18 protein-coding genes are annotated in these 22,399 nt (G+C 36.8%); 6 read left to right on the top strand and 12 right to left on the bottom strand.

Annotated elements, in window-relative coordinates; translation table 11 throughout:
- Positions 1 to 17: 17 nt before the first annotated feature.
- The 7 genes from Q763_RS07180 to Q763_RS07150 all read right to left on the bottom strand — a co-directional run bounded on the left by Q763_RS07180 (position 18) and on the right by Q763_RS07150 (position 11,517).
- Positions 18 to 953, bottom strand: coding sequence for a malate dehydrogenase (locus Q763_RS07180; protein WP_035132641.1), 936 nt, complete (start codon positions 951 to 953; stop codon positions 18 to 20).
- A gap of 189 nt (positions 954 to 1,142) precedes the next feature.
- Positions 1,143 to 3,083 carry a DNA topoisomerase (ATP-hydrolyzing) subunit B gene (gene gyrB, locus Q763_RS07175; protein ID WP_035132639.1) on the bottom strand — a complete coding sequence of 647 codons (1,941 nt, stop codon included), beginning with the start codon at positions 3,081 to 3,083 and terminating at the stop codon, positions 1,143 to 1,145.
- Between the two features lie 277 nt (positions 3,084 to 3,360).
- Positions 3,361 to 4,977, bottom strand: a complete 1,617-nt coding sequence (gene asnB / locus Q763_RS07170; protein WP_035132637.1) for an asparagine synthase B — start codon at positions 4,975 to 4,977, stop codon at positions 3,361 to 3,363.
- A gap of 230 nt (positions 4,978 to 5,207) precedes the next feature.
- Positions 5,208 to 5,660, bottom strand: coding sequence for a hypothetical protein (locus tag Q763_RS07165; RefSeq protein ID WP_035132635.1), 453 nt, complete (start codon positions 5,658 to 5,660; stop codon positions 5,208 to 5,210).
- Positions 5,661 to 5,681: 21 nt separating this feature from the next.
- Entirely contained in the window at positions 5,682 to 6,590 is a 909-nt protein-coding gene (locus Q763_RS07160) for a hypothetical protein (protein WP_052123287.1), read from the bottom strand.
- 113 nt (positions 6,591 to 6,703) lie between these two features.
- Complete coding sequence (locus Q763_RS07155; protein ID WP_035132633.1) at positions 6,704 to 8,473, bottom strand: porin family protein; 1,770 nt, start codon at positions 8,471 to 8,473, stop codon at positions 6,704 to 6,706.
- Between the two features lie 29 nt (positions 8,474 to 8,502).
- A complete protein-coding gene (locus Q763_RS07150) occupies positions 8,503 to 11,517 on the bottom strand; it encodes a tetratricopeptide repeat protein (RefSeq protein ID WP_035132631.1) in 3,015 nt (1,004 codons plus the stop codon).
- A gap of 195 nt (positions 11,518 to 11,712) precedes the next feature.
- On the opposite strand from Q763_RS07150, the gene Q763_RS07145 reads away from it, so the two are divergent.
- The 5 genes from Q763_RS07145 to Q763_RS07125 are packed head-to-tail and all read left to right on the top strand — an operon-like array spanning position 11,713 to position 16,279.
- On the top strand, positions 11,713 to 12,396 hold the full coding sequence (locus tag Q763_RS07145) for a cell division ATP-binding protein FtsE (protein WP_035132629.1): 684 nt from the start codon (positions 11,713 to 11,715) through the stop codon (positions 12,394 to 12,396).
- 2 nt (positions 12,397 to 12,398) lie between these two features.
- Positions 12,399 to 13,130, top strand: coding sequence for a glycosyltransferase (locus Q763_RS07140; RefSeq protein WP_035132627.1), 732 nt, complete (start codon positions 12,399 to 12,401; stop codon positions 13,128 to 13,130).
- Positions 13,120 to 14,421 (top strand): hypothetical protein, encoded by a 1,302-nt coding sequence (locus Q763_RS07135; protein WP_052123285.1) that lies wholly within the window; start codon positions 13,120 to 13,122, stop codon positions 14,419 to 14,421. The genes Q763_RS07140 and Q763_RS07135 overlap by 11 nt, the downstream gene beginning before the upstream one ends.
- A gap of 28 nt (positions 14,422 to 14,449) precedes the next feature.
- Positions 14,450 to 15,331, top strand: a complete 882-nt coding sequence (locus tag Q763_RS07130) for a glycosyltransferase family 2 protein (protein WP_035132625.1) — start codon at positions 14,450 to 14,452, stop codon at positions 15,329 to 15,331.
- A 3-nt stretch (positions 15,332 to 15,334) separates the two neighbouring features.
- On the top strand, positions 15,335 to 16,279 hold the full coding sequence (locus Q763_RS07125; RefSeq protein ID WP_052123284.1) for a glycosyltransferase family 2 protein: 945 nt from the start codon (positions 15,335 to 15,337) through the stop codon (positions 16,277 to 16,279).
- Here the strand turns inward: Q763_RS07125 and Q763_RS07120 are convergent.
- Positions 16,276 to 16,692 (bottom strand): sugar 3,4-ketoisomerase, encoded by a 417-nt coding sequence (locus Q763_RS07120; RefSeq protein ID WP_035132623.1) that lies wholly within the window; start codon positions 16,690 to 16,692, stop codon positions 16,276 to 16,278. The genes Q763_RS07125 and Q763_RS07120 overlap by 4 nt on opposite strands.
- Positions 16,689 to 17,504 (bottom strand): glycosyltransferase family 2 protein, encoded by an 816-nt coding sequence (locus Q763_RS07115; protein ID WP_052123283.1) that lies wholly within the window; start codon positions 17,502 to 17,504, stop codon positions 16,689 to 16,691. The genes Q763_RS07120 and Q763_RS07115 overlap by 4 nt, the downstream gene beginning before the upstream one ends.
- A 44-nt stretch (positions 17,505 to 17,548) precedes the next feature.
- Between Q763_RS07115 and Q763_RS07110 the strand changes: the two genes are divergently transcribed.
- On the top strand, positions 17,549 to 18,685 hold the full coding sequence (locus Q763_RS07110) for a glycosyltransferase family protein (protein WP_035132621.1): 1,137 nt from the start codon (positions 17,549 to 17,551) through the stop codon (positions 18,683 to 18,685).
- A gap of 2 nt (positions 18,686 to 18,687) precedes the next feature.
- On the opposite strand, the gene Q763_RS07105 is transcribed toward Q763_RS07110, so the two are convergent.
- Genes Q763_RS07105 through Q763_RS07095 form a run of 3 tightly spaced genes read right to left on the bottom strand, consistent with a single transcriptional unit; the run spans position 18,688 to position 22,398 of the window.
- A complete protein-coding gene (locus Q763_RS07105; RefSeq protein WP_035132619.1) occupies positions 18,688 to 19,965 on the bottom strand; it encodes an O-antigen translocase in 1,278 nt (425 codons plus the stop codon).
- A gap of 8 nt (positions 19,966 to 19,973) precedes the next feature.
- Positions 19,974 to 20,915 (bottom strand): hypothetical protein, encoded by a 942-nt coding sequence (locus Q763_RS07100; protein WP_035132617.1) that lies wholly within the window; start codon positions 20,913 to 20,915, stop codon positions 19,974 to 19,976.
- Complete coding sequence (locus Q763_RS07095) at positions 20,902 to 22,398, bottom strand: alkaline phosphatase family protein (protein ID WP_035132615.1); 1,497 nt, start codon at positions 22,396 to 22,398, stop codon at positions 20,902 to 20,904. Before Q763_RS07095 ends, Q763_RS07100 begins: the two co-directional genes overlap by 14 nt.
- Between the last annotated feature and the right edge of the window lies 1 nt (position 22,399).

The following is a 22,399-nucleotide window of genomic DNA, read 5'->3' as shown; positions in this document are numbered from 1 at the left end:
GATATATTAAGAAAATGTTAAGCTAATACTGATTTCAATGCTTCATTCATATTCCTAACAGCGTCGGCGCTTTTAGCGAATAAAGCTTTCTCTTTCTCGTCCAGATTTATAGTAACAATTTCCTCTACTCCGTTTTTACCAATTATACATGGTACACCGATACAAATATCACTTTGACCATACTCTCCCTCAAGGTAAACCGAACACGGTATCATTTTTCTTTGATCATTAAGTATACTGTCTACTAGATAAGCTACAGATGCTCCCGGCGCATACCAGGCCGATGTACCCAGTAAACCTGTTAATGTAGCTCCTCCTACCATAGTATCGGCAGCAACCTTGTCAAGCACTTCCTGCGAAAGGAAATCAGATACCGGACTACCGTTATAAGAAGCGATTCTTGTTAACGGAATCATCGTTGTATCACCATGCCCGCCTATTACCATACCCTGAACATCGTTTGACGGTTTATCTAAAGCTTTAGACAGGTAATATTTAAAGCGTGAACTATCTAACGCACCACCCATACCTATAATCCTGTTTTTAGGCAGCCCGGTTGCTTTAAGTGTTAAATAAGCCATAGTATCCATTGGGTTAGAAACTACAACTATAATTGCATCGGGTGAATATTTAAGAACATTGTCTGCCACAGTTTTAACAATACCGGCATTAATACCTATAAGCTCCTCCCTGGTCATACCCGGTTTTCTTGGAACCCCCGATGTTATTACCACCACATTACTGTTTGCAGTTTTAGAATAGTCGTTTGTACTTCCTGAAACTTTTGTATTAAATCCGGTAGTAGTGGCACATTGCATTATATCCATAGCTTTACCTTCAGCAAAGCCTTCTTTAATATCTAATAAAACCACCTCACTGGCAATGCCTCTGTAAGAAATCACATCGGCACATGTAGCACCTACATTACCGGCACCTACAATTGTTACTTTCATAGTATTATATTTTTAGATTGGTTATCGAAAAAAGTTATTGTTCCTAACAAATATAACAAAACCAACCATTTAAAACACGTCAAATTATCAATATTACATTAATATTCCCCCTTTATTATATTTTAAATACAAAACGGGGTGTCATTAACATGACACCCCGTTTTTTCATAATTATTTTATCAATATAGCTTATGCATCAATTTTTGCATATGCTGCATTTTTCTCAATAAATTCCCTACGTGGCGGTACTTCATCACCCATTAGCATAGAGAAGATCCTGTCTGCCTCTGCAAGACTGTCAATACTTACCTGACGAAGCGTTCTGTACTCCGGATCCATAGTAGTATCCCAAAGCTGCTCTGCGTTCATCTCTCCAAGACCTTTATAACGCTGAATAGTTGCTCCACCACCCATTCTTTCATTAATCATATCACGCTGAGCGTCGTTCCATGCATACTCTTTTTTAGCACCTTTTTTAACAAGATATAACGGCGGAGTAGCAATATAAACGTGTCCGTTCTCAATAAGCTCTTTCATAAACCTAAAGAAGAACGTAAGGATAAGTGTAGAAATATGACTACCATCAACGTCGGCATCACACATAATTACTACTTTGTGATAACGAAGTTTCTCTAAGTTAAGTGCTTTACTGTCTTCTGCCGTACCAACAGTTACGCCAAGCGCTGTAAATATGTTTTTAATCTCATCGTTTTCAAACACCTTGTGATGCATTGCTTTCTCTACGTTAAGAATTTTACCTCTTAACGGAAGAATAGCCTGGAAGTTACGGTCACGACCCTGTTTTGCAGTACCACCTGCCGAGTCACCCTCAACAAGGAATATTTCGCATTTTGCAGGATCCTGCTCAGAACAGTCAGAAAGCTTACCCGGCAAACCACCGCCACCCATAACGGTTTTACGCTGTACCATTTCGCGGGCTTTTTTAGCAGCGTGGCGTGCCTGAGCTGCTAAAATAACCTTTTGTACAATGGTTTTGGCATCGTTAGGATTTTCCTCAAGGTAGTTTTCAAGCATTTCACTTACTGCCTGGCTTACAGGCGCCACTACCTCACGGTTACCCAATTTGGTTTTGGTTTGCCCCTCAAATTGAGGTTCTGCCACCTTAACCGAGATAATTGCCGTTAAACCTTCACGGAAGTCATCACCCGAAATCTCAAACTTAAGCTTATCAAGAAGCCCTGATGAGTCGGCATATTTCTTTAAGGTATTGGTTAAGCCCCTACGGAAACCCGATAAGTGAGTACCACCCTCATGAGTATTAATGTTATTTACATAAGAGAAAATATTCTCTGTATAACTGGTATTGTAAACCAACGCCACCTCTACAGGAATCTCACCCTTATCTGTCTCCATACTAATTACCTCTGCAATGATAGGCTCACGGTTACCGTCAAGGAATTTAACAAACTCCTTTAAACCTTCTTCAGAATGAAATGTTTCATTTAGATACTCACCTTTATCATCTTTCTCCCTTTTATCAGTCATTGTAATACTGATACCTTTATTAAGGAAAGAAAGCTCACGCATACGTGCAGCAAGTGTATCGTAAGAGTACTCTGTTGTCTGGGTAAAAATGGTTGCATCCGGTTTAAAGGTTACCGTAGTACCCCTTTTATCGGTTTCACCAACCTGTTTTACAGGGTAAACTGCTTTACCCCTTTCATACTCCTGTTCGTATATTTTTCCTTCGCGGAATACTGTAGCCTTTAAATGATCGGATAGTGCATTAACACACGACACACCCACACCGTGTAAACCACCGGAAACCTTGTAAGAATCTTTATCAAACTTACCACCGGCACCAATTTTCGTCATAACTACCTCAAGTGCAGACACACCTTCTTTCTTGTGCATGTCTACCGGTATACCACGACCGTTGTCTTCTACAGTGATTGAATCATCTTCATTAATAGTAACATAGATAGTATCACAATGCCCGGCCAGAGCCTCATCTATGGAGTTATCAACTACCTCATAAACAAGGTGGTGTAGACCTCTTGTACCCACATCTCCAATGTACATGGAAGGACGCATCCTTACGTGTTCCATTCCCTCCAGGGCCTGAATACTGTCTGCCGAATAATTGTTTTGCTTTACCTCTTCACTCATATAATCTGTATTCTTAATGAATTTTTAAGTTAACGAACAAATATATGAAAACGCAACCTATATTACTACCAAAAGCCCGCTTTTAGCAACTAAGTTATTAACAATTTATTAAATTTTGATTTTTAATATAAATAAACCGCAATACACCCCCTAAACCCATAAAATAACCATTTAACAAGCTAAAAGGCAACGCTTTTAAACACAAAAAAACACCATGCATTGCTTCATGGTGTTTTTAATAAACAAACAAACTAAAATTCAAAAAAACACAACGTTATTATACCTCAACCCTGGGCTGTGCTATAGCCGTATCGGCCATTAGGTGAGCTGCATTAGCCCTACCGCTCGGGTCGCTATTTTCCTGCCACTTAGGTATCCATTTCCTTACGGTTTGTGCCGCACTCCTTTGCGGGAAGTGCTTTTGAAAAACCGACCTGTAATAATAAGCTTCTTTTGTTGCGGGGGTATTATACGGGAAACGTTCTTCTGCCTTTTCCATATCTGCATCACTAACCTGTGAGGCACAATACTCAATAAGCGTATCAATCCAACTATAACCTACTCCATCTGAAAACTGTTCTTTTTGCCTCCACAACACCTCATCCGGCAGGTAAGGCTGTTGAGGAGTATCAAACGCTTTTCTTAAAATATATTTCTCAACTCCGCAGTAGGTTTTAGGCTGTTTTTCCTGTGGTTTGATTTTCATAGCCACTTCTAAAAACTGCTTATCTAAGAACGGAACTCTCGCTTCAAGACCGTGAGCCATGGTCGACTTGTCTGCCCTCAGCAAATCGGCCGTAAACAGCTTCTGTACCCTATCTATAAGTTCTTTCTGGAAATCTTTTTCGGTTGGCGCATTACGGAAGTACAGGTAACCACCAAAAATCTCATCGGCCCCTTCGCCCGAAAGCACCACCTTTATGCCTTTTTGCGTAATGGCTTCAGAAAGGAAGTACATGGGCGTACTTGCCCTTACCGAAGTTACATCGTAAGTTTCAAGATGCCATATCAGTTTATCCAATACGGCTATTCCCTGCTCAATGGTAAAATATATTTCATGATGCTTTGTATCTAAAAACTGAGCGACCTTGCGGGCAGCCACCACATCGGGTGCTGCGGCATCTAGCCCTATAGAGAACGAATGCAGCTCCTGCCCTCTTTGTTTTGCGAGCCTTGATGCAACAGATGATATTAAAGAAGAATCCAGCCCGCCACTTAGTAACACTCCTACCGGAACATCACTCATTAGTCTTTTTTCAACTGCCTGTGTAAGCCCCTGCCTTAAGGCTTCCAAATCGGCATCTCCCACTGCCGTTACAGCATCTTCCCATTGTGGTTTGTAGTATTTTACAAATCCTGTTTCGGGAGTATAGTAATGCCCTGGCGGAAATGTAGAGAATGTTTTACACTGATCTGCCAATGCTTTCATTTCGGAAGCAAAGTATATTCGTCCCCTTTCATCCAGTCCGTAATACAATGGTTTTACCCCAAGCGGATCAAGCCCTGCGATAAACTCATCCCCTTTTATAACCACAAAGGCAAACATACCGTCTAGTAAATGACAAAATTCATTACCAAACTCTTCATAAAGATGCACAATAACTTCTGAATCTGAATGCGTTCTAAACGTATGGCTTTTTAGCACCGTATCCCTAAGTTCCTGATGATTGTATATTTCGCCATTATGCACCATCCAGGCATTATTAGTACCCTGTATTGGCTGTTTACCCGTTGTTAAATCAATAATTGATAAACGTTCATGACTTAAAATATGCCCTTTCTCTGTTACATGCAGGTCACTTTCGTCTGGTCCTCTATGGGACATTCTCTTTGACAACTGCTTAACAAGGGCTTCATCTTTCCCTCTTCCGATGATTGCTAAAATTCCGCACATAGTATTTAAATTTTATCTCATTTTAACCCTTTTGGTTATTTTTTATAAGACAAATTTTAATTTTAACTTTCAATTTAAAAACATATAACAACTTAAAGATTACATTTTAAAACAAAAAACAAACAATTAAATGCATTTTAAAAGTAAAACAGAAAAAACACCCCCTTTTTGCTTACAAATTAAAAAAACCACCTGTAGAGGTGGCTTTACTATTATTTCTGCAAAAAAGTCTAACAAAATTCTTCAATAATATATTTTGTATTATTAACCTCAATTTCATGCCCTTGCTCTCCTCCTAGCAATTTACTACCTAACGGAGATTGTGGCGACAGGGCAAAAACGGTAGTCCCTTCAACCACAATTTTTGGCAGCGCCGTACTTAAAAACAAATACATATTATTTGCTTTTACCAAACTGCCTAATATAATTTTTGAAGAAACCACATCGGTCTCAATTTTATCTAATACTGATTTTTGCTCCAGTATCTCCTTTAGTTTATGATTTAGTTTTTCCTGCTCCAGGTGCATCATAGAAAGGGCTGTTTCGTGCTTATCGCCAGCCGAACCTTTAGCATCGTTAGCAGCTCCTTCTGTAAGGGCATCTATCATATCCCTAAAAGCATCTTCCTTATCCTGAACCTGCTGCCTGTAATAAGCAAGCACTTTAATTTTTAATGACTGCAATGGTATTCTTATTAAATATTTTTATTTCTTTTCTTTTTTTAATTCCTTTATTTGCCTAATCGCATCCTTAGCAAAGGCCACATCTTCATCATTGCCGTATTTTACAATTTTTCCATAGTATTTTTCCGCATTATCATAATCCTTCTCCCTAACATATAAATTAGCTATATTAGCCAAAACTATAATATCATCTTCCCTATAACTTTCTGCTTTTAAAAAACACTGTAAAGCCGTTTTAAAGTCTTCGTTTATCACACTTACCACACCTAAATTACTCAGACTTTCAACACTATCGTGATAATACTTCAACACGGTTTCAGATATCTGCACCATGTTAACTAACAAATCATCATTGTTAGTATCATACAGCTTAGCAGTATAAGCCTGAACATTTTCCAGCATAAAATCCTTACCGTCGTCCATAAGTTCACCACCTATCCATTTCCATTTGTTATTGATTTTATCTGAATAATCTATAACTTTTATTACTTCTTTAGTAAAAGCATCATAATCTTCCGCTTCTCCCAAAACATGTATTTTACCGAAACGCATATCCAGCCTGTCGGGAAACTTTTCTATTCCGGCAGTAATAACAATAAGTGCTTCATTGATATACTCCTTTTCATAAAACCTTTCATCTACCATATAAAAAACCTGAGTACTGTCTTCGGTATTAACCATCTCTAAATACTCCTCTCCAACAGGTTCATCACGAAACCCTACACCGTTAACCATCCCTTTGTTCACATTGTAATTAAAGGCAGCAACATAATAATCAGGATCATTTAGCCCTTTCTTTTTCCATTTTTTTAAAAGTTCCTGCTGACCAATAGTATCATTCGCCTGTAAAAGAGCCGAAAACTCCTGCAATGTTTGTGCCGATAGCACCGAAGCAAAAAGAAATGCAGCTAAGAAGTATAGTTTTTTCATAAGGTAAAGCTATTTATATACCTGCCAAATATACCCAAAGTTTTAACATTTACAACCCTATAAAAACAAACCCCGCCATAAGGCAGGGTTTGTAATATGTTATCATAGTTCTATTAGAAATTAAACTTGTAAGAAGCTCCCACAAGGAACTGGAAGCCCTGAACCGGGTAGTTTACCCAACGCTGGTAATTTTGGCTGGCAATGTTATTTAGCTTTAAGAAACCTGTTAGTCTTTCATTGTACTTATAACCCACATGAGCATTAGCATCAAAATAACTATCCAGTGTAACAACAGCTTCTGTAGCTAAAGGATCAACAAAATCAGGATTGTTAACCGCTACAAAATCTTTTCTTTCTCCTACAAAGAAAACATTAGCACCGGCATACCATTTTTCGGTAAAATCTACATCTAGGTCAGCTCCTATTTGTATTGCCGGAAGATTCCATGCTTCCTGAAGGTTTTCCATAGAGTAACTACTAAATGTACCGTTTAAACCAAAGCTCACGCTTTTAGAGAAATCGGCTTTAAGTTCTCCAAAGAAACTAACGGTTTGCATTTTATCATAAACCAGTCCAAAAGAGTTACCGTTTGCATAATCAGGAACCTCAACATCAGGTTGTGGCTGCGGTACAAGAGCAGGATTATAGTTTGCAAAGAAAGCCCTGTTATCTTCATTTTTATATGACCCGCGAATGTTATAAGCCACATTGCTTGCCAGCTTACCTTTTAAACCAACATAGATGTCATACTGCTGATCTGTTGGTGCAACGATAAGATTTGGCATCATAAAATGATTTTGCTCTACAAAATCAGCATATGAGTTTTGGTTAAGTGTACCTTCGGCACCGGCATAGGCAATCATTAAATCACCCACAACTTTGTAAGAAGCCTTAACCTGCGGATACACATAAAACTTATTATCGTTTTCTCCCATTAGCTTACCCATACTATAAAACAGTCCGGCTCCAAGCTGTACCGAAAGATCATCTCTTTGGAACAGTACGCTTGGCTGAATACCTACGTTAAAGTAATTATAGTCTATAGCCGAATACAGACCGTTCTCTTCAAAATTACCGCCTACATAATCAGCTATGAAATCTACTTTTATCTTTTCGTCAAGCACATCGATATCCAGTGATGGTTTTACAAAAAATCGGTTCTCTGCCGAATTGAACGCATCCCAAAAACGTTTGTACTGCACAGTAGCATCCCTAAAGAAACTGTCTTCGGCTGCTACTTTACCGCCTACATAAAACGTATGGTAAGTTTGCTGCGGATCTATAGTGGCTATATACTCGTCTGTAAACGTTTGGTATTCCAACGGTAAACCGTACCAGTTGTACACCTGATTATGGTACCCTAAATCGGCATTCCAGCTATAGGCTTTCTGTCTGTTACCATAGGTAAGATCCAGCGATGTGTCGTAGTACTTATCATCAAGCACTACATCCTTTATCCCTCCCTGTGAGGAAAGGTGGCGTAACATACCGCCCACATATTCGTTACGGTTTAGATTTTCGGTTACAAAAAGCTCGGCATTAATAGTACCATAGTTTCCTGCACCAAGAGTAGCATAATTATTATAAAGCGATTCTTTTTTCGCTCTTTTAACCCCTGCTGCTTTACCCTTTGCAGGCGTAAATGTAGAGGCTACCGGAAAAGAGAATATGTTGTATTCTATTTCCTTTTTCTGAGCATTATCGTCATCCTCCACAACCGGAGTTTCCTTTACTTTAAAAGCATCTGAAATAGTAGGAGTATATGGTTTTACTACATTTACCACTTCGGTTCCTATATTCTCGTCCTTCTTTTGGGCCGTGGCAGCCTGAAACCCCGCCAGGGCTAAAACAAAAGCTATTTTATATTGAAATTTGATTGTCATAACTAAATTTTAAGAGGCTTGGGTTATACTTAATTTTGGATAGATGAATTGGTCTTTGCTTCTTCATCCTTAATCTTTTTAAGCTCTGCCTGAGCTTCCTCTACCACATCAGGGTAATCGGTAAAGTTCTTGGCTACACTCTCCAGTATGTATGTTGCCTGGAAACTGTCTTTTAAACCATAGAAGTTTTTAGCCATTACCACAAGAGCTTTGGCTCCAAAATATTTATAACCCGAATAGTCTTTAGAAAGCTTTTGCACTGCTGCATTTGAAGCCTCATATTTACCTTCCTTGTTCTTAAAGTAAGCATCATAATACAACGCCTCTGCCGCAAGCTCACCTTTTGCAATGGTTAGCAGTTTAGCATAAGCCGTTTTTGCTTTTGCTTCATCGTTAGTTTTGATAGCCGAGCGCGCTATGATAATTTGCGCATCACTCTTAACCCTGTCTTCCGTTTTAGTGTTAGCCATAACCTTCTCAGCATATACCACTGCATTGGCATAATCTTTTTGGTCATAGTAGCACTTCATAAGATTAGACTGTGCAAACGTTACGTTTTGAGGGAAGTCGGCCTCAGCCTCCAGTCTTTTCAGTACCGGAAGGGCTTTGTCATAATTTTTGTTCTTTAAGTGTATTTCAGCCAGCCTTGCCAGAGATGATTCAGTAAACTCATTTCTTGATTTACCAATCACGTACTCATAGTGTGGCACGGCATTGTTTTCGAGCTTCTCTGTAAAGTACGATTGCGCCAGATAGAAATTAGCTTTAAGCGCCGATATACCATTAGGGAACTGCGCTAAATAACTTGTTAGGCCCGATATAGCACCTTTAGTATTGTTTTGCAGGTATTGTTTTTCGGCAGCCTCAAAAGCAGTATTATCTAAATCGGCATCACTTACATCAACAAAGTCAAGTGTTTTTACCCATGCTGCATATTCCTCTGTCCTTCCGCTATCCACATAAATAAGGCGTGCTGTACTAACAGCCTCCATAGCTTCCGGTGTATTAGGAAAATCGGCAACTACCTTTTTAAACTTATCAAGTGCCTGCTTATCGTTTTTAGCATTGTAGTAAATAAGTGCCTGGCGCATCATGGCTTTAGATACATACGAACTGCTCTTATACTCACTTATAAGCCTGTCATACGTTTGTAACGCTTTAGTGGTATTGTTTTCTGTCACATAAGTATTACCTAACTCGTAAAGAGCATCATCGGCATATTTTGATTTAGGATATGATTGTACGAATTTGGTTAAATCTTCAATCTTCCTTTCATTCCTGCCTACAAAACCATAGCTAATTCCTTTTTGGAAGAAAGCATAATCGGCATCAATACCTTTCATATCAATAGCCTTATTATAGGCCTCCATAGCCGGCCAGTATTTTGTAGAAACAAAGTGACTATCACCAAGGCGCAAGTAAGCATCATTAAGCCTTACTTTGTCATCCTTAGCGGTCTCTACATATTTCTGGAAAAACTCGGCTGCCTTTTCATATTCCTTCAGTTTAAAGTAAGTATATCCTAAATTGTAGTTTATGTTTTTATATTCAGGAGTCGACTTTGCCTCATCAAAACCCGTAAACTGCTTAAAGCTTAAAAGCGATTCGTTAAATAGCCCAAGTACATACTCGGTTTCTGCTTTCCAAAACGTTGCCCTGGCCGTAAACCTTGGGTCACGCTGTTCGGCAATCGATTTTTTAAACAAATCAAGTGCATCATGGTAGCTACCGTCAGTATATAATTCAAGACCTCTGTAAAAAGCTACTTTTTGGTAGGCCAGTCTGTTTTCCGGAGATTTGTTTTTCTCCAGCAGGCTTAACGCTTCCTTGTAGTTTTTAGAGGTAATATAAGAATCGATAAGTAATCCCTGAACTTCCTGCTTAAACGGCGTTTGCGGATATTTATCCATAAATCCTTTAAGCACTTCCGGCACGCTTTGGTATGGGTTACCTATCTCATAACTCAGCTTTGCATAGTTTAGGTAAGCATCTTCCTGAATTTTTAGATCATAATCCATCTCAGATGCATTTTTGAATGCATTAAGCGCCTGTTGTTTTTTATCGGTTTTCAGATAACTTTCCCCTAAATGGTAGTAGGCATTTTGTGCCACAAAGTCGTTACCTTCAATAATTTTATTGAACTGGGCAATGGCGTTTTCATAATCACCCTGCTTGTAGTAAGCATAACCTAACTGATAATAGTCGGTATTATTCCATTTACCACGCTTACCCCTATATTCGTTTAAATAAGGGATAGCCTTATCATATTGTTTAAGGTTAAAGTAACTCTCCCCTATAATTTTATTAAGCTCTGATTTTTCCATGGCGTTAGACTTGGCCAGTTGTGGTTCACCCAAATCAATTGCTTTTTGGAAATTACCCAGCTTAAAGTTCATATCGGCCTGGAAGTAGGACATTTTCTCTTTGTACTCATCCTTATCTTCTACCTGGTCAAAATACTCGTTGGCATCTTTATAGTTATCACTTTCGTAAGCAAGATACCCTAAATAGTATTTCGCCTGAGAGCCAAACTCTTTAGAGTTGATTACTTTATTAAGGTATTTTTCGGCCTGCTTTTTATCGCCTGCATTAAAATAACTGTATCCCTTTTGGAAGTTATACCTTTCCCTGTCTGAGTTTGACATAGAGGCTTCGTCCACCTTATCATACCATTTTAAGGCCTGTGGGTATTTCCCCTGATTAAAGTAGTAGCCTGCCACCTCAACATAAGCCTGATTTTGCTTAGTGCTGGTTGGGTAGTCTTCCACAAAGTTTTCCATAAGCATATCGGCATTCATTTGCTCCAGTCTTATGGCACAGTTTGCTATATAGTAAGCACAGTCGGCCTGAACTTCCGTTTCCTTGTTTTCGGTTTTGGTTTTCTCAAAAAGAATTTGTGCAGCCTGGTATTGCTTTTCATTATAAAGCGTCACAGCCTCATCAAAGTCTTTTAGGTCGTGTGTGTAGATTTTAGATTGTTGTGCCGATAGGCTAAGGGCACATAACGGTACTGAAAATAATAGTAACCTGTTTAGTCTGCGCATATTGGTTTTTTTATTTTATGGGTAGCCAAATATATCAATTCTTATTCTATTAAACGTTCTTTAAGACAGATTTAGTATTAGTTTAATAAAAACCTCAAAAGCATAAAAAAGGTTAAATTACAACCGCCTTACAGAATAATTTTTTGAATAAAACCGTTTACTTTATTACTTTTACCAAATAAACAAACTAAGACTATGTCCCAACCCGTATTATCGTTAAAAAACGTAAATGTATATCAGGATAACAATGCCGTAATAACCGATATAAACCTTGAGGTTTTTCCCGGAGAGTTTATTTATATTATTGGTAAAACCGGGTCTGGTAAAAGTAGTTTTATGAAAACCCTGTATGGCGACCTTAAGCTAAAACAGGGAGAGGGTACTTTTGTAGATTATGATCTTGCTACCCTAAAGGAAAGAAACATACCTTACCTTAGAAGAAAAATAGGAATCGTTTTTCAAGACTTTAAACTCCTGCCCGACAGAAACGTGTATGACAACCTTTTATTTGTACTTAAAGCTACGGGCTGGAGTGAAAAAAGGGAAATGGACGTTAAGATAAACGAGGTACTGGATAAAGTAGGAATGAAAAATGCCGTATACAAAATGCCTCACCAAATATCAGGCGGGGAGCAGCAAAGGGTTGCCGTAGCACGTGCACTGCTTAATGACCCTGAGGTTATTATTGCCGATGAGCCTACCGGAAACCTTGACCCGCAAACCAGTGTAGAGGTAATGCAACTGCTTAAAGAAATTAACCAAAACGGTAAAACCATAATTATGGCAACACATGATTATGCCCTTTTAATGAAGTTCCCTTCTAAAACACTTAAATGTGACAGCGGTACCCTGTTTGAAGTGGTACAGCGAACGGTATAATTATGAGCAAAAAACTATTGCTTATTATTCCGTTTTATAATGAAGCATCCAGAATTGATTTAACCACTTACAATCACGCATTTCAACAATATACCGATTGTGACTTCCTGCTGGTTAATGACGGTAGCAGCGACAATACTGCTTCGGTCATTAAAGACCTAAGTGACAAGCACCCTAACGCAGCCGCTCTTGACCTTAAGATAAACAAAGGAAAAGCAGAAGCTATAAGACAGGCTGTACTACACAGTAAAAACAAAAACTATACACACATAGGGTATCTTGATGCCGACTTAGCCACCCCATTTGATGAGTTTTTCAGGATATGGGATTTTGCTCAAAAAAACTCTCTTTACAGTTTTGTAATGGGGAGCCGAGTAAAAAAGCTGGGAAGCGATATAACCCGCTACTCCTACAGGCATTATTCGGGAAGGATATTTGCAACCATTGCCAGTAAACTAATACTTAAAGCACCTGTTTATGATACTCAGTGTGGTGCAAAAATTATAAACTACGACCTGGCAATAACACTATTTGAAAAACCTTTTATAACCAAGTGGGTTTTTGATTTGGAGTTACTTTTACGATATAAAGCGATTGAAAAGCACTACCTTCATAAAATATTTGAATACGGACTTAGCATTTGGATTGAAAAAGGAGACAGTAAAATAACATTTAAAGATTTGTTAGGCTTCCCCTATCAGCTGGTAAAAATATACTTTGCTTATGGCAGGTAAAATAATAAACTTCATTACTAAAAAGCCTATTACTGCTATTATTGCGTTTTGCATTATAAGCAGGCTAATTATTGTTCTGCTTTATCAAAATATAACTATTTTCCCCGATTCATCTGGCTATATAGAGCTTGCAGAACGTATTGCCGGTTTTAACCTGAAAGATTATGACGGAACACGCAGCCCCGGCTACCCTACACTCATTGCCCTTGCCGGAAACTCATTAATTATCACTATAGCCTTACAGTTCATTATAGGGATTATAAATGCTATTTATCAATACAAAACTTTACGACTGCTTAATTTCACTACCAAAACATCAGTAACTCTTACAGTGACTTTTAACTGTTTGCTTCATGTAATTTTTTATGAAACAAACATTCTTACAGAAAGCCTCACGTTATTTTTTGTTACCCTTGTATTCTACTATACCATTAAAGGAATTAACACTGAGCAGAAACTTAAAAACAGTATAACTCTCAGTTTATTAATAGGTTTTCTTGTATTGATTAAACCATTTTATATTTTCCTTCCTTTTTTAATTTACGGTTTTTATACGCTAAAAAACTTCAGGTTTTCAAACATTATAAATATTCGTATGACACTGCTTATATTACCCCTTGTATCCTTTTTAGGATGGTCGTACGTAAATAAGGTAAACACAGGCTATTTTGTCTCTACTACTTTTTGGGGAATAAACATAGCTCAAAACTGTGTATATTTTGCCGAGAAGTGCCCCGAAGAATATAAAGAGATAGGAGATGCATATGCCGATTACAGAGAGAGAATTATTGCTGCCGATAAAGACGTTGCCATGACCATTTGGTTTGCAAGACCCGAACTTATGCATATCACCCAATTATCATATCTGCCCGACTTTTCTGCCAAACTTAGTGAATACAGTAAGGCTACCATAAAGAAAAATCCTTTAGATTATACTAAGCAGGTGTTTGTGTCATGGAGAGACTTTTGGGATACTGCCATTTACTGGAACTATAAAAAATTTAAAGTACCACACGCCAATAAGGGGCTGGTTTTAATTTGGTACATACAAAGTTTTATCCTGTATTTAATTAAAGTACTCTTTGTATTACTTATACCCTATCACTTAATTCAGTTTCTGCGTAAAAAAGAGATAAATGCAGTAGTTTTAATCACAACTGTAATTTTTGCAGCATCACTCCTACAGGCTATGGCAACCTATGGCACTAACTCAAGGTTTAGCTATCCCTTCGAGTTTTTAATGATGGTAACTATACTGCTTACTTTTAGAAAAAAGCTTAAACTAACATAATGTTGTTATTTTTGCTAAAACTCTGTTTATGCTATCAATATTAATTCCTGTATATAATTATGATATTAGCCAGCTTCTTCAAAAGATACATGCTGAGGCCAGTTCATTAAATATACCTTTTGAGATAGTTGTAATAGATGACAAGTCTGAAAAGTTTTTTTTAGAAAAAAACAAAGTCCAAGCCGAACTGCTAAATTGCAAATTCATTGAAAATAAAGTTAACTTAGGACGTACACAATCACGCAAACTACTGGCCGAATCGGCACTTTACGATAAACTCCTGTTTTTGGATGCTGATGTTATTCCTGTTTCTGATTATTTCATAGCCAATTACACAAAAGTTATGGATAAAGCTCAGGTAATAATGGGCGGAATAGCTTATAAAAATGAATCCGGCACACCAAATACATCTTTAAGGCTGAAATACGGAATTGAAAGAGAATCTAAACCAGCACAGGTAAGAAGCCTTAATCCTTATGGAAATGTACTTTCGGCAAATTTATTGATTGACAAACAGGTGTTTTTAGATAACAACTTTTCAAAAGAAGCTAACTTATACGGACTTGATATTTACTTTGCTTACAATCTATACAAAAAACAGATAGCCCTACTACACATAGACAATCCTGTTTACCATATTGGACTGGAGAGTAACGAAGTCTTTTTTAAAAAATCACTCAATGCAGTAAAATCCAGAAAAGATATGTTAGCCGATAAAGAAGATATTGAAAACATAAACTCACTACTGAAACATTACAAAAAACTAAAAAAATACAGATTAAAAGGTTTGGTTTCGTTAGGGTTTAAAATAACAGAACCAATCCTTAAACGAAAAATATTAAACGACAATCCTAATCTTTTTTGCCTTGACTTATACAGGCTTGGTTATATTTGTTCTTTAAAAGATTAATCTATGCCTTTTTTCTCTGTAGTTGTACCATTATACAATAAGCAAAATGACATAAAAGCTACTTTGCTTAGTGCTCTTGAGCAAAGCTTTAAAGATTTTGAGCTTATTGTAATTAACGATGGATCTACAGATGATAGTGAAAACCAGGTGCTTTCGCTTACCGATGAAAGGCTTGTTTATATTAAAACTAAAAACAGCGGTGTTTCTCAAGCCCGAAACTTAGGAATTGAAAAGGCTAAAGGAATTTATATTGCTTTTTTAGATGCCGATGATTACTGGTATCCTAACCATCTTGAAATACTGCATGAACTTTGTAAATCTTTTCCTGAGGCGGGAGCTGTTACTACAAATTATGAGTTTTTACATCCCGGCGGATATATAGAAAACACTTTATTTAACGATATTGACACAGGATATACGGGAATCGTAAATGACTTTTTTAAATCAAGCCTAAAATACCGTTTAATATGGACTACTGCTGTTGCAGTTAAAAAGGAAGTTTTTAAAACGATAGGTGATTTTGATACTCAAATTACACTGGGCGCAGGAGAAGATACCGATATGTGGACACGTATTGCGCTAAAATATCCTGTTGCCTATAATGACATCATTACTGCTACCTACAGGCTTGAAGGCGGAAACAGGGTTTCACATGCCCAAACATTAAAACGTGTATTTGCCAAGCTGGACAAGTTTAAAGAAGAAGAAAAAAGCAACGTTTCCCTGCAAAAGTTTCTTGATTTATACCGAGCTTCCTATGCCCTGAAACATAAACTTGCGGGCGATGATAAAACATTCCGTTATTATTACAACTCCATAAACAGTCTAAAAAACATATCGGGCAAAACAGCTTTTCTCTTAAAGCTCCCTACTCCTTTATTACGAATGTTTTACCAGTTAAAACAACAACTTAAAAAATCAAATATTCATTTTGATATTTACAACTAAGAGTTTTTACTCTTAATAAAATGGTCAAAATCACGAATATAGTCTTCCTCAAGATACACGTCAGACGCTATTACAAGGCATACCGCCCCCGATGAAAAGTTTTTCAGTTCACGCCATATCCCTTTTGGGATTAAGAGCCCCTTGTTAGGAATGTTAAGACTTACAGTAGTTTCCTGTTCACCATCGTTTAAAACCACTTCAAAACTACCACTAAGCGCAATAAGGAATTCCTGCTGATCTATATGTGAATGTCCTCCTCTTTCGGCACCTCCCGGTACATCATAAAGGTAGTAAACCCTTTTCATTTCGTAAGGAAGTACCTCTTTCTCAATAACAGATAGGTTACCACGCCTGTCTTCAATACGCGGAAGTGAAATTATTTGTATATCTTTTATGGTAGTGTTGGTGTTCATTTTGTTTCAATTAGATCTTTTCTTCCTTTAGAAGCTGCTTTAAGTGCAGTGTATATTTCTCCAAATTTAAGTTTTCCCTGTTTCAGGTCAAAAAATACTTTTAAAAACAGCCATTTAAAATAAGCTCCCTTAAAAACACGGCTTAAAAAAGCTCCCTGTACATAATATTTTTTCTTTACGCTTTGTATTAATGCCGAGTGTACTTCAGGGTGTTGTATTATAACCTCTGGCTCCATAGCTATAGTATAGCCTTTATCTTTAAGGGTATAGGCAAATATAGCTTCCTCTCCCATTGTAAACTGTGCTCCAAGACCAAAACGTTCGTCAAACTTAACATCATCCTTTAAAACAGTTTTATTAATTACCATTTCTACCGACATAATACTGAGCATATTAAAATCAGTAAGAGCAGTAATTCTTTTAGAAGGATATTTTTTAAACAACGAACCATCGGGCTTTTCTGTCCTAAAAGCAATCAGGGCAGCATTTTCAACGGCGTTAAATGCTTGCAGTACCTTTTCTTCAAACTGTGGTTTAAAGACTACATCATCATCGGTAATAATACATATTTTACCTCTGGCTTTGCTAAGAGCCAAATTCCTGCTTTTGGAGAGTCCGGTTTCAAATGAGTTAATAACCCTGACATTGGAATCGTTTGATTCTGCTAAAGCATCACGGGTGGTTTGATTAATAACCAGTATGGAATAGCCAGAAAAGTGATTGGGAAACATCGGGATTAAAAAATCAAGCGAACTTCGGTTCATGGTAGAAACCAAAATTTCAATATCCGATTTTTTAAATCCTTCCTGCAATTGTTTATATATTTACACAAATATAAAAATTTCCCTACGCACTAATGAAAATACTTTTGGTTGGCGAATACAGCAGGCTTCATAACTCCCTAAAGGAAGGCTTAATCGCTTTGGGGCATGAGGTAACCATAGTGGGCACAGGTGATCATTTCAAAAAATATGATACTGACTACTCCATCCATCCAAAATACTTTAGTGATTACCTGTTATTACGTAAGGCTAAAAACTTTATTAAAAAGCTTACCGGCTACAATTTTGAAGAAACCGAAAAAGGATATCGGTTCAAAAAATTACTTCCTAAACTAAAAGGGTTTGACCATATACAGCTAATAAACTCTAATGCTATAGAAACCCAACCCGGTTTCCAGATAAAACTATACAAAAAGCTACTACAGCAAAACAAACAAATGAGCTTACTTATTTGTGGTGACGATACCCCTATTATAGACTATTGCCTTAACGGAGATCTTAAATACTCCATACTTACACCTTATATTGAAAAAAGGGCAACGGCTCAATATTACAACTATTCCCTAAAGTACCTTACTCCTGCTTACCACAGGTTATTTAATTGGGTTAAAAATAATTCGGTATGCCTTGTAACATCTGATTTGGATTATGAAATCCCTATGAAGGCTCAGGGTTATACTACACACTTTATACCTAACCCTATTAATACTGATTCGATTACTTACAATCAACCTGAAATTACCGATAAGATTATCATTTTTTTAGGGATAAACCGAATGAGTTACACTAAAAAAGGAATTAACTTTTTTGAGGAAGCGCTCCATATAGTAAAGCAAAAGTATGAGGATAAAATAGAGATTATTGTAACCGAGAACATTCCGTATAAAGAATACATAAAACTGTATGACAGGGCACATATTTTACTGGATCAGGTTTATGGTTACGACCAGGGTTACAATGCCCTTGAAGCTATGGCTAAAGGAAAAGTGGTTTTTACAGGTGCTGAAACCGAATTTACCCAACATTATAACCTTACCGAAAGAGTTGCTGTAAATGCATTACCTGATGCTAAAGCTATTGCAAACGAACTCTCGTTTTTAATTGAAAACCCCAAAGAGATTAAAGCTATTAGCAAAAGGGCGAGAAGTTTTATAAAACAGGAACACAATTACATTAAAATAGCCGAAAAGTATATTGAGGCATGGAAATAAAATCAATAAATAAATATTTTTTTTCTGAAGAAAAATGTTAAAATCAATAAATAAATAACGTAGGTAAATGTGTGTGCCATAACAGCACCTTGTGCCCCAAAACCTTTTATAAAAAAAGTAGCCGTGATATAAAGTATTGCGAAAGACAACAACTCTGTAATTATAAACGCCTTTGTCATTTTTTTAGCAAAAAACTCATAGCCCAATATAAGAGAGCATGCCTTTAAAAAATCTCCCGTTAATTGCCATACAAATAGCTCACTCATGGGTAAAAACTCATCACTAAGTAAAATGGTAATTATAAAACGTTTAATCAAAAAAATAAAAATCAGCGCAAGTCCAAACAAAGGCATTACGGTTTTATAATAACTAAAAAAAACTTTTTGGGTTTCCTTATTTGTTACAGCTTTACTGAGTTTAGGAAAAAAATATACTGTAAGTAAAGTAGAGACAAACATAAGGTAGTAAGTAGAAATACGATTTACAGCCTCCCAGTAACCGGCTTCATTTTCGCCATATTGAAAAATAATACTATTCCTGATATACAACGACACCAAAGCTCCCATTACTACTGTAACTAAAGCCATTAAGCTATAAGAAAAGAAGTTTTTTAATACTCCCGGATTAAAAAAAGAGAAATCAATATAACCAAAGCCCGGCAGCTGTTTTTTTAGCATTAAAAATGAAAAAATAAACATAATTGCAGGCGTAAGGGTTATAGCCAGTAATGCCCCCTCTATACTGTATTGCCAGGTTAAAAATGCAGAAAGCAATACACCTGTTATATTACCTGCTATATTTACTTTTATAACCTGTTTGTACTTACTAAGCCCGTTTAAAACAGAAGTAATTATAATATTACCTGCATACCAGGGCAGGGCAAAAGCCAAAACCTTAAACACCCACTGATGCTCAGGATTCTTTAAAAAAAATAAGCTGAAATAATCTGCCGAAAAAAACAGGACAGTACCCAAAATAAGCACCAATCCCAGAATAGAAAAAAATAACGTAGATAAAACTTCATTTAGTTTTGTTTCATTTTTTTCAAACTCTGCAACATATTTAATTATACCATTTTGAAAACCGAGAGTAGAAACCGAATCGGTTATAGAAAGAAAGTTTCTTTGATTACCTATAAGAGCTAAGCCCGAAGGTCCTAAAAACTTAGCGATAATCTTAGAAGTAATGAGTCCGCCCAAAACCCTTATCACTACACTAACAGAGTTAAGTGAAAAGACTTTAAAAAGCGATGATTCAAATATTTTTTTTATTCTTTTCAAGATTAATTTTATCCTATTTCCAACTCATAAAAGTCCTGTACCACAATGCGGGCACCAAAACTCTCTTTCCAAAACAAAACACCTTCGTTTATGGTTTTACGGTCGTCACCAAAAGAAGGTCCTAAATCAAAGTATCTCTTATCTTTAAAAAGGGTTGTTATTAACTGCGAATACAAGTAATCAATACTCCCCAGTTCATTCTTATCGGGTGTAGCCGATATATATTGCGGCTTAGCAACCGTATCAGTAACAAACATAGTTGTTCCGGCTACGATTTCCCCGTTATGGTAAACATTAAAATGCCTTATGTTTTGAGGAAACTTGCTGTACAGTATTTTAATTTCCTCAAGTGTATGTACGGGGCGTGCTTCATGTTTTCTTTCAAGATTAGGTATTAAAACCTTATCCCAAAACAAGCCAAATTCGGGCTCTTCAACAATGGTAAGCCTATTCTTCTCCCCTCTTCTTATAGCCTCCTTGCGCTTTTTGGTAAAAGGTAATGGATTTTCCTGATCGTACACAGATATACCATCACGTCTTACCAATTTGGCTCCTAAATTAAATAAAGTAAACTCAGCCTCCTGAGCCGGGTATTTATGATATATAGCAGGCACCTGCTTTAGGTAAAGCCTGTTTATACCGTCATTTTTTAAATAAGTGATAAGTGAATTAAAAATCTCGGTAACGGCCAGCTGCTTTGTTTTAGGAGTGTAAATTAGTCCGCCATAAGTAAGCCCCTGGTGCGAATACACAACACCGTTATCCACATTTGCAGGAAGCACAGCCATTAACTTATCTTCCTGAAATACCAGTAATGAATAATCGTTAAAACGATCACTATGGTATTCCATAAAGTCCCTTTGAAACAAAAATGTACCGTTTTTAGAATCGGCTATAAAATCATTCCAAAGCGAGTAATGGGTAGTATTATATTTCTCAATCCTGTACATTTTCTAACTTTTCAAATACATGTTTCCCTTCGTCATCAATATAAATATATATTCCCTGAGGTTCTTTAAGGTGCACATAACTTACATCCTCCTGCAGGTTGTTTAATAATGCTTTGTCCTGAGAAAGGTATGAGAACACAACCCTAAACAGGTTTACATTTGTTTTTAAATCTTTGTCAAACAGTTTAGCATTATCATCATTCCATTTAATAGCCAGCAGAGTCCCGAACATTGAGTTCTTTTTAAGCCTATTATTTGTTTTATATTGACTTTGCAAACTATAGGCAAAACCTGCAAAACCACCATGATCTGCACCTATAATGATAATACCGTTAGGGTCGTTTTTAGTAATGTAGCCTATTAACTCTTCCAGCCAAACATTAGCATCCTTAATACCGTTAAGGTATGTAGCTCTCTCGGCATCTATCTCTTTTTCAAACTCATTATCCAAAAGCTTTTTATACACACTAATATGCCCCGGAGTAAACTTTTCCAAAAAGAAGAAATTCCCTCCCTGAGATGTGTTTTGCATTTGCTTTTTTAAGTCTTCAATAACATCATAATTTTGAGACCATCCATCTTTTAAAAACGGAATATCACAATAGGCCACATTACAAAAATCATAACCTAAATCTGGTCTGTTTATTAACAGGTAAGGTTTTTCGGTTATAAAATGAGTTTTATAGTCATTGTGCTTTAATGTTCGCAGCACGGCATTTTCACCTACAATAATATCTCTGGCACTATACTCCTCTATATCGCCTGCACAATAGTGATGCTTCATAGAGAAGGTTGCCGAGTTAGACAGTAATGTAGAATAGTAATTAGACCTTTGGTTAGGATATACTGTAAAACCACTATTGTTTAGGTATCCCCAAAAATTACTGTTGTCAAAATTATGGATACTGTCTTTAAGGTTTACAGGGTTTGTATAACCATCGGGCTGAATGTAGTATATATTAGGTTTCTTTTTAAAAGTAACCTGTTCAATATTATCAGGTTGTTTTTGCCACTGTGTACTTCGTTTGGTAAAAGCAGCTTCTAAAATAGGCGGCAGGTTAAAAACCGAAAGAAAAAACAGCAATACAATAAACAGCTTATAGTACTTTCTGTACTTTTTAGAAACAAACCAGCCAACAAGCATTATAGCTACAAGTGTTCCCTTCTCTGTAAACGGTAAAGCAATCAGTTCAAAAATGTAGTAAAAAAACAAAACAGGCATCACTACAAAAAGGTAGTTTTTCCTGTAGCCTTCCATTTTAAACAGCGGTAGTATTTTGTATCCGGCATATAAAACCACAACAGGAACAAGCACATAATAAGCCGTAAAAAATAAGAACTGAATTAACGAATTCGCTAAGGCAAAATTACCCGAATAATAAAACAACATAAGATAAAACCCAACAGCTAAACCTGCCAGCACGGGAGTATCTTTATCCGAATTAATAAAATCTAAAATACGCTGCCTTAGTTTTTCTATCATA

It is taken from the genome of Flavobacterium beibuense F44-8 (genome assembly GCF_000769915.1).
GTDB lineage: Bacteria > Bacteroidota > Bacteroidia > Flavobacteriales > Flavobacteriaceae > Flavobacterium > Flavobacterium beibuense.
The sequence above is the reverse complement of the archived record's forward strand: the minus strand, read 5'-3'. Positions and strand labels throughout refer to the sequence as shown.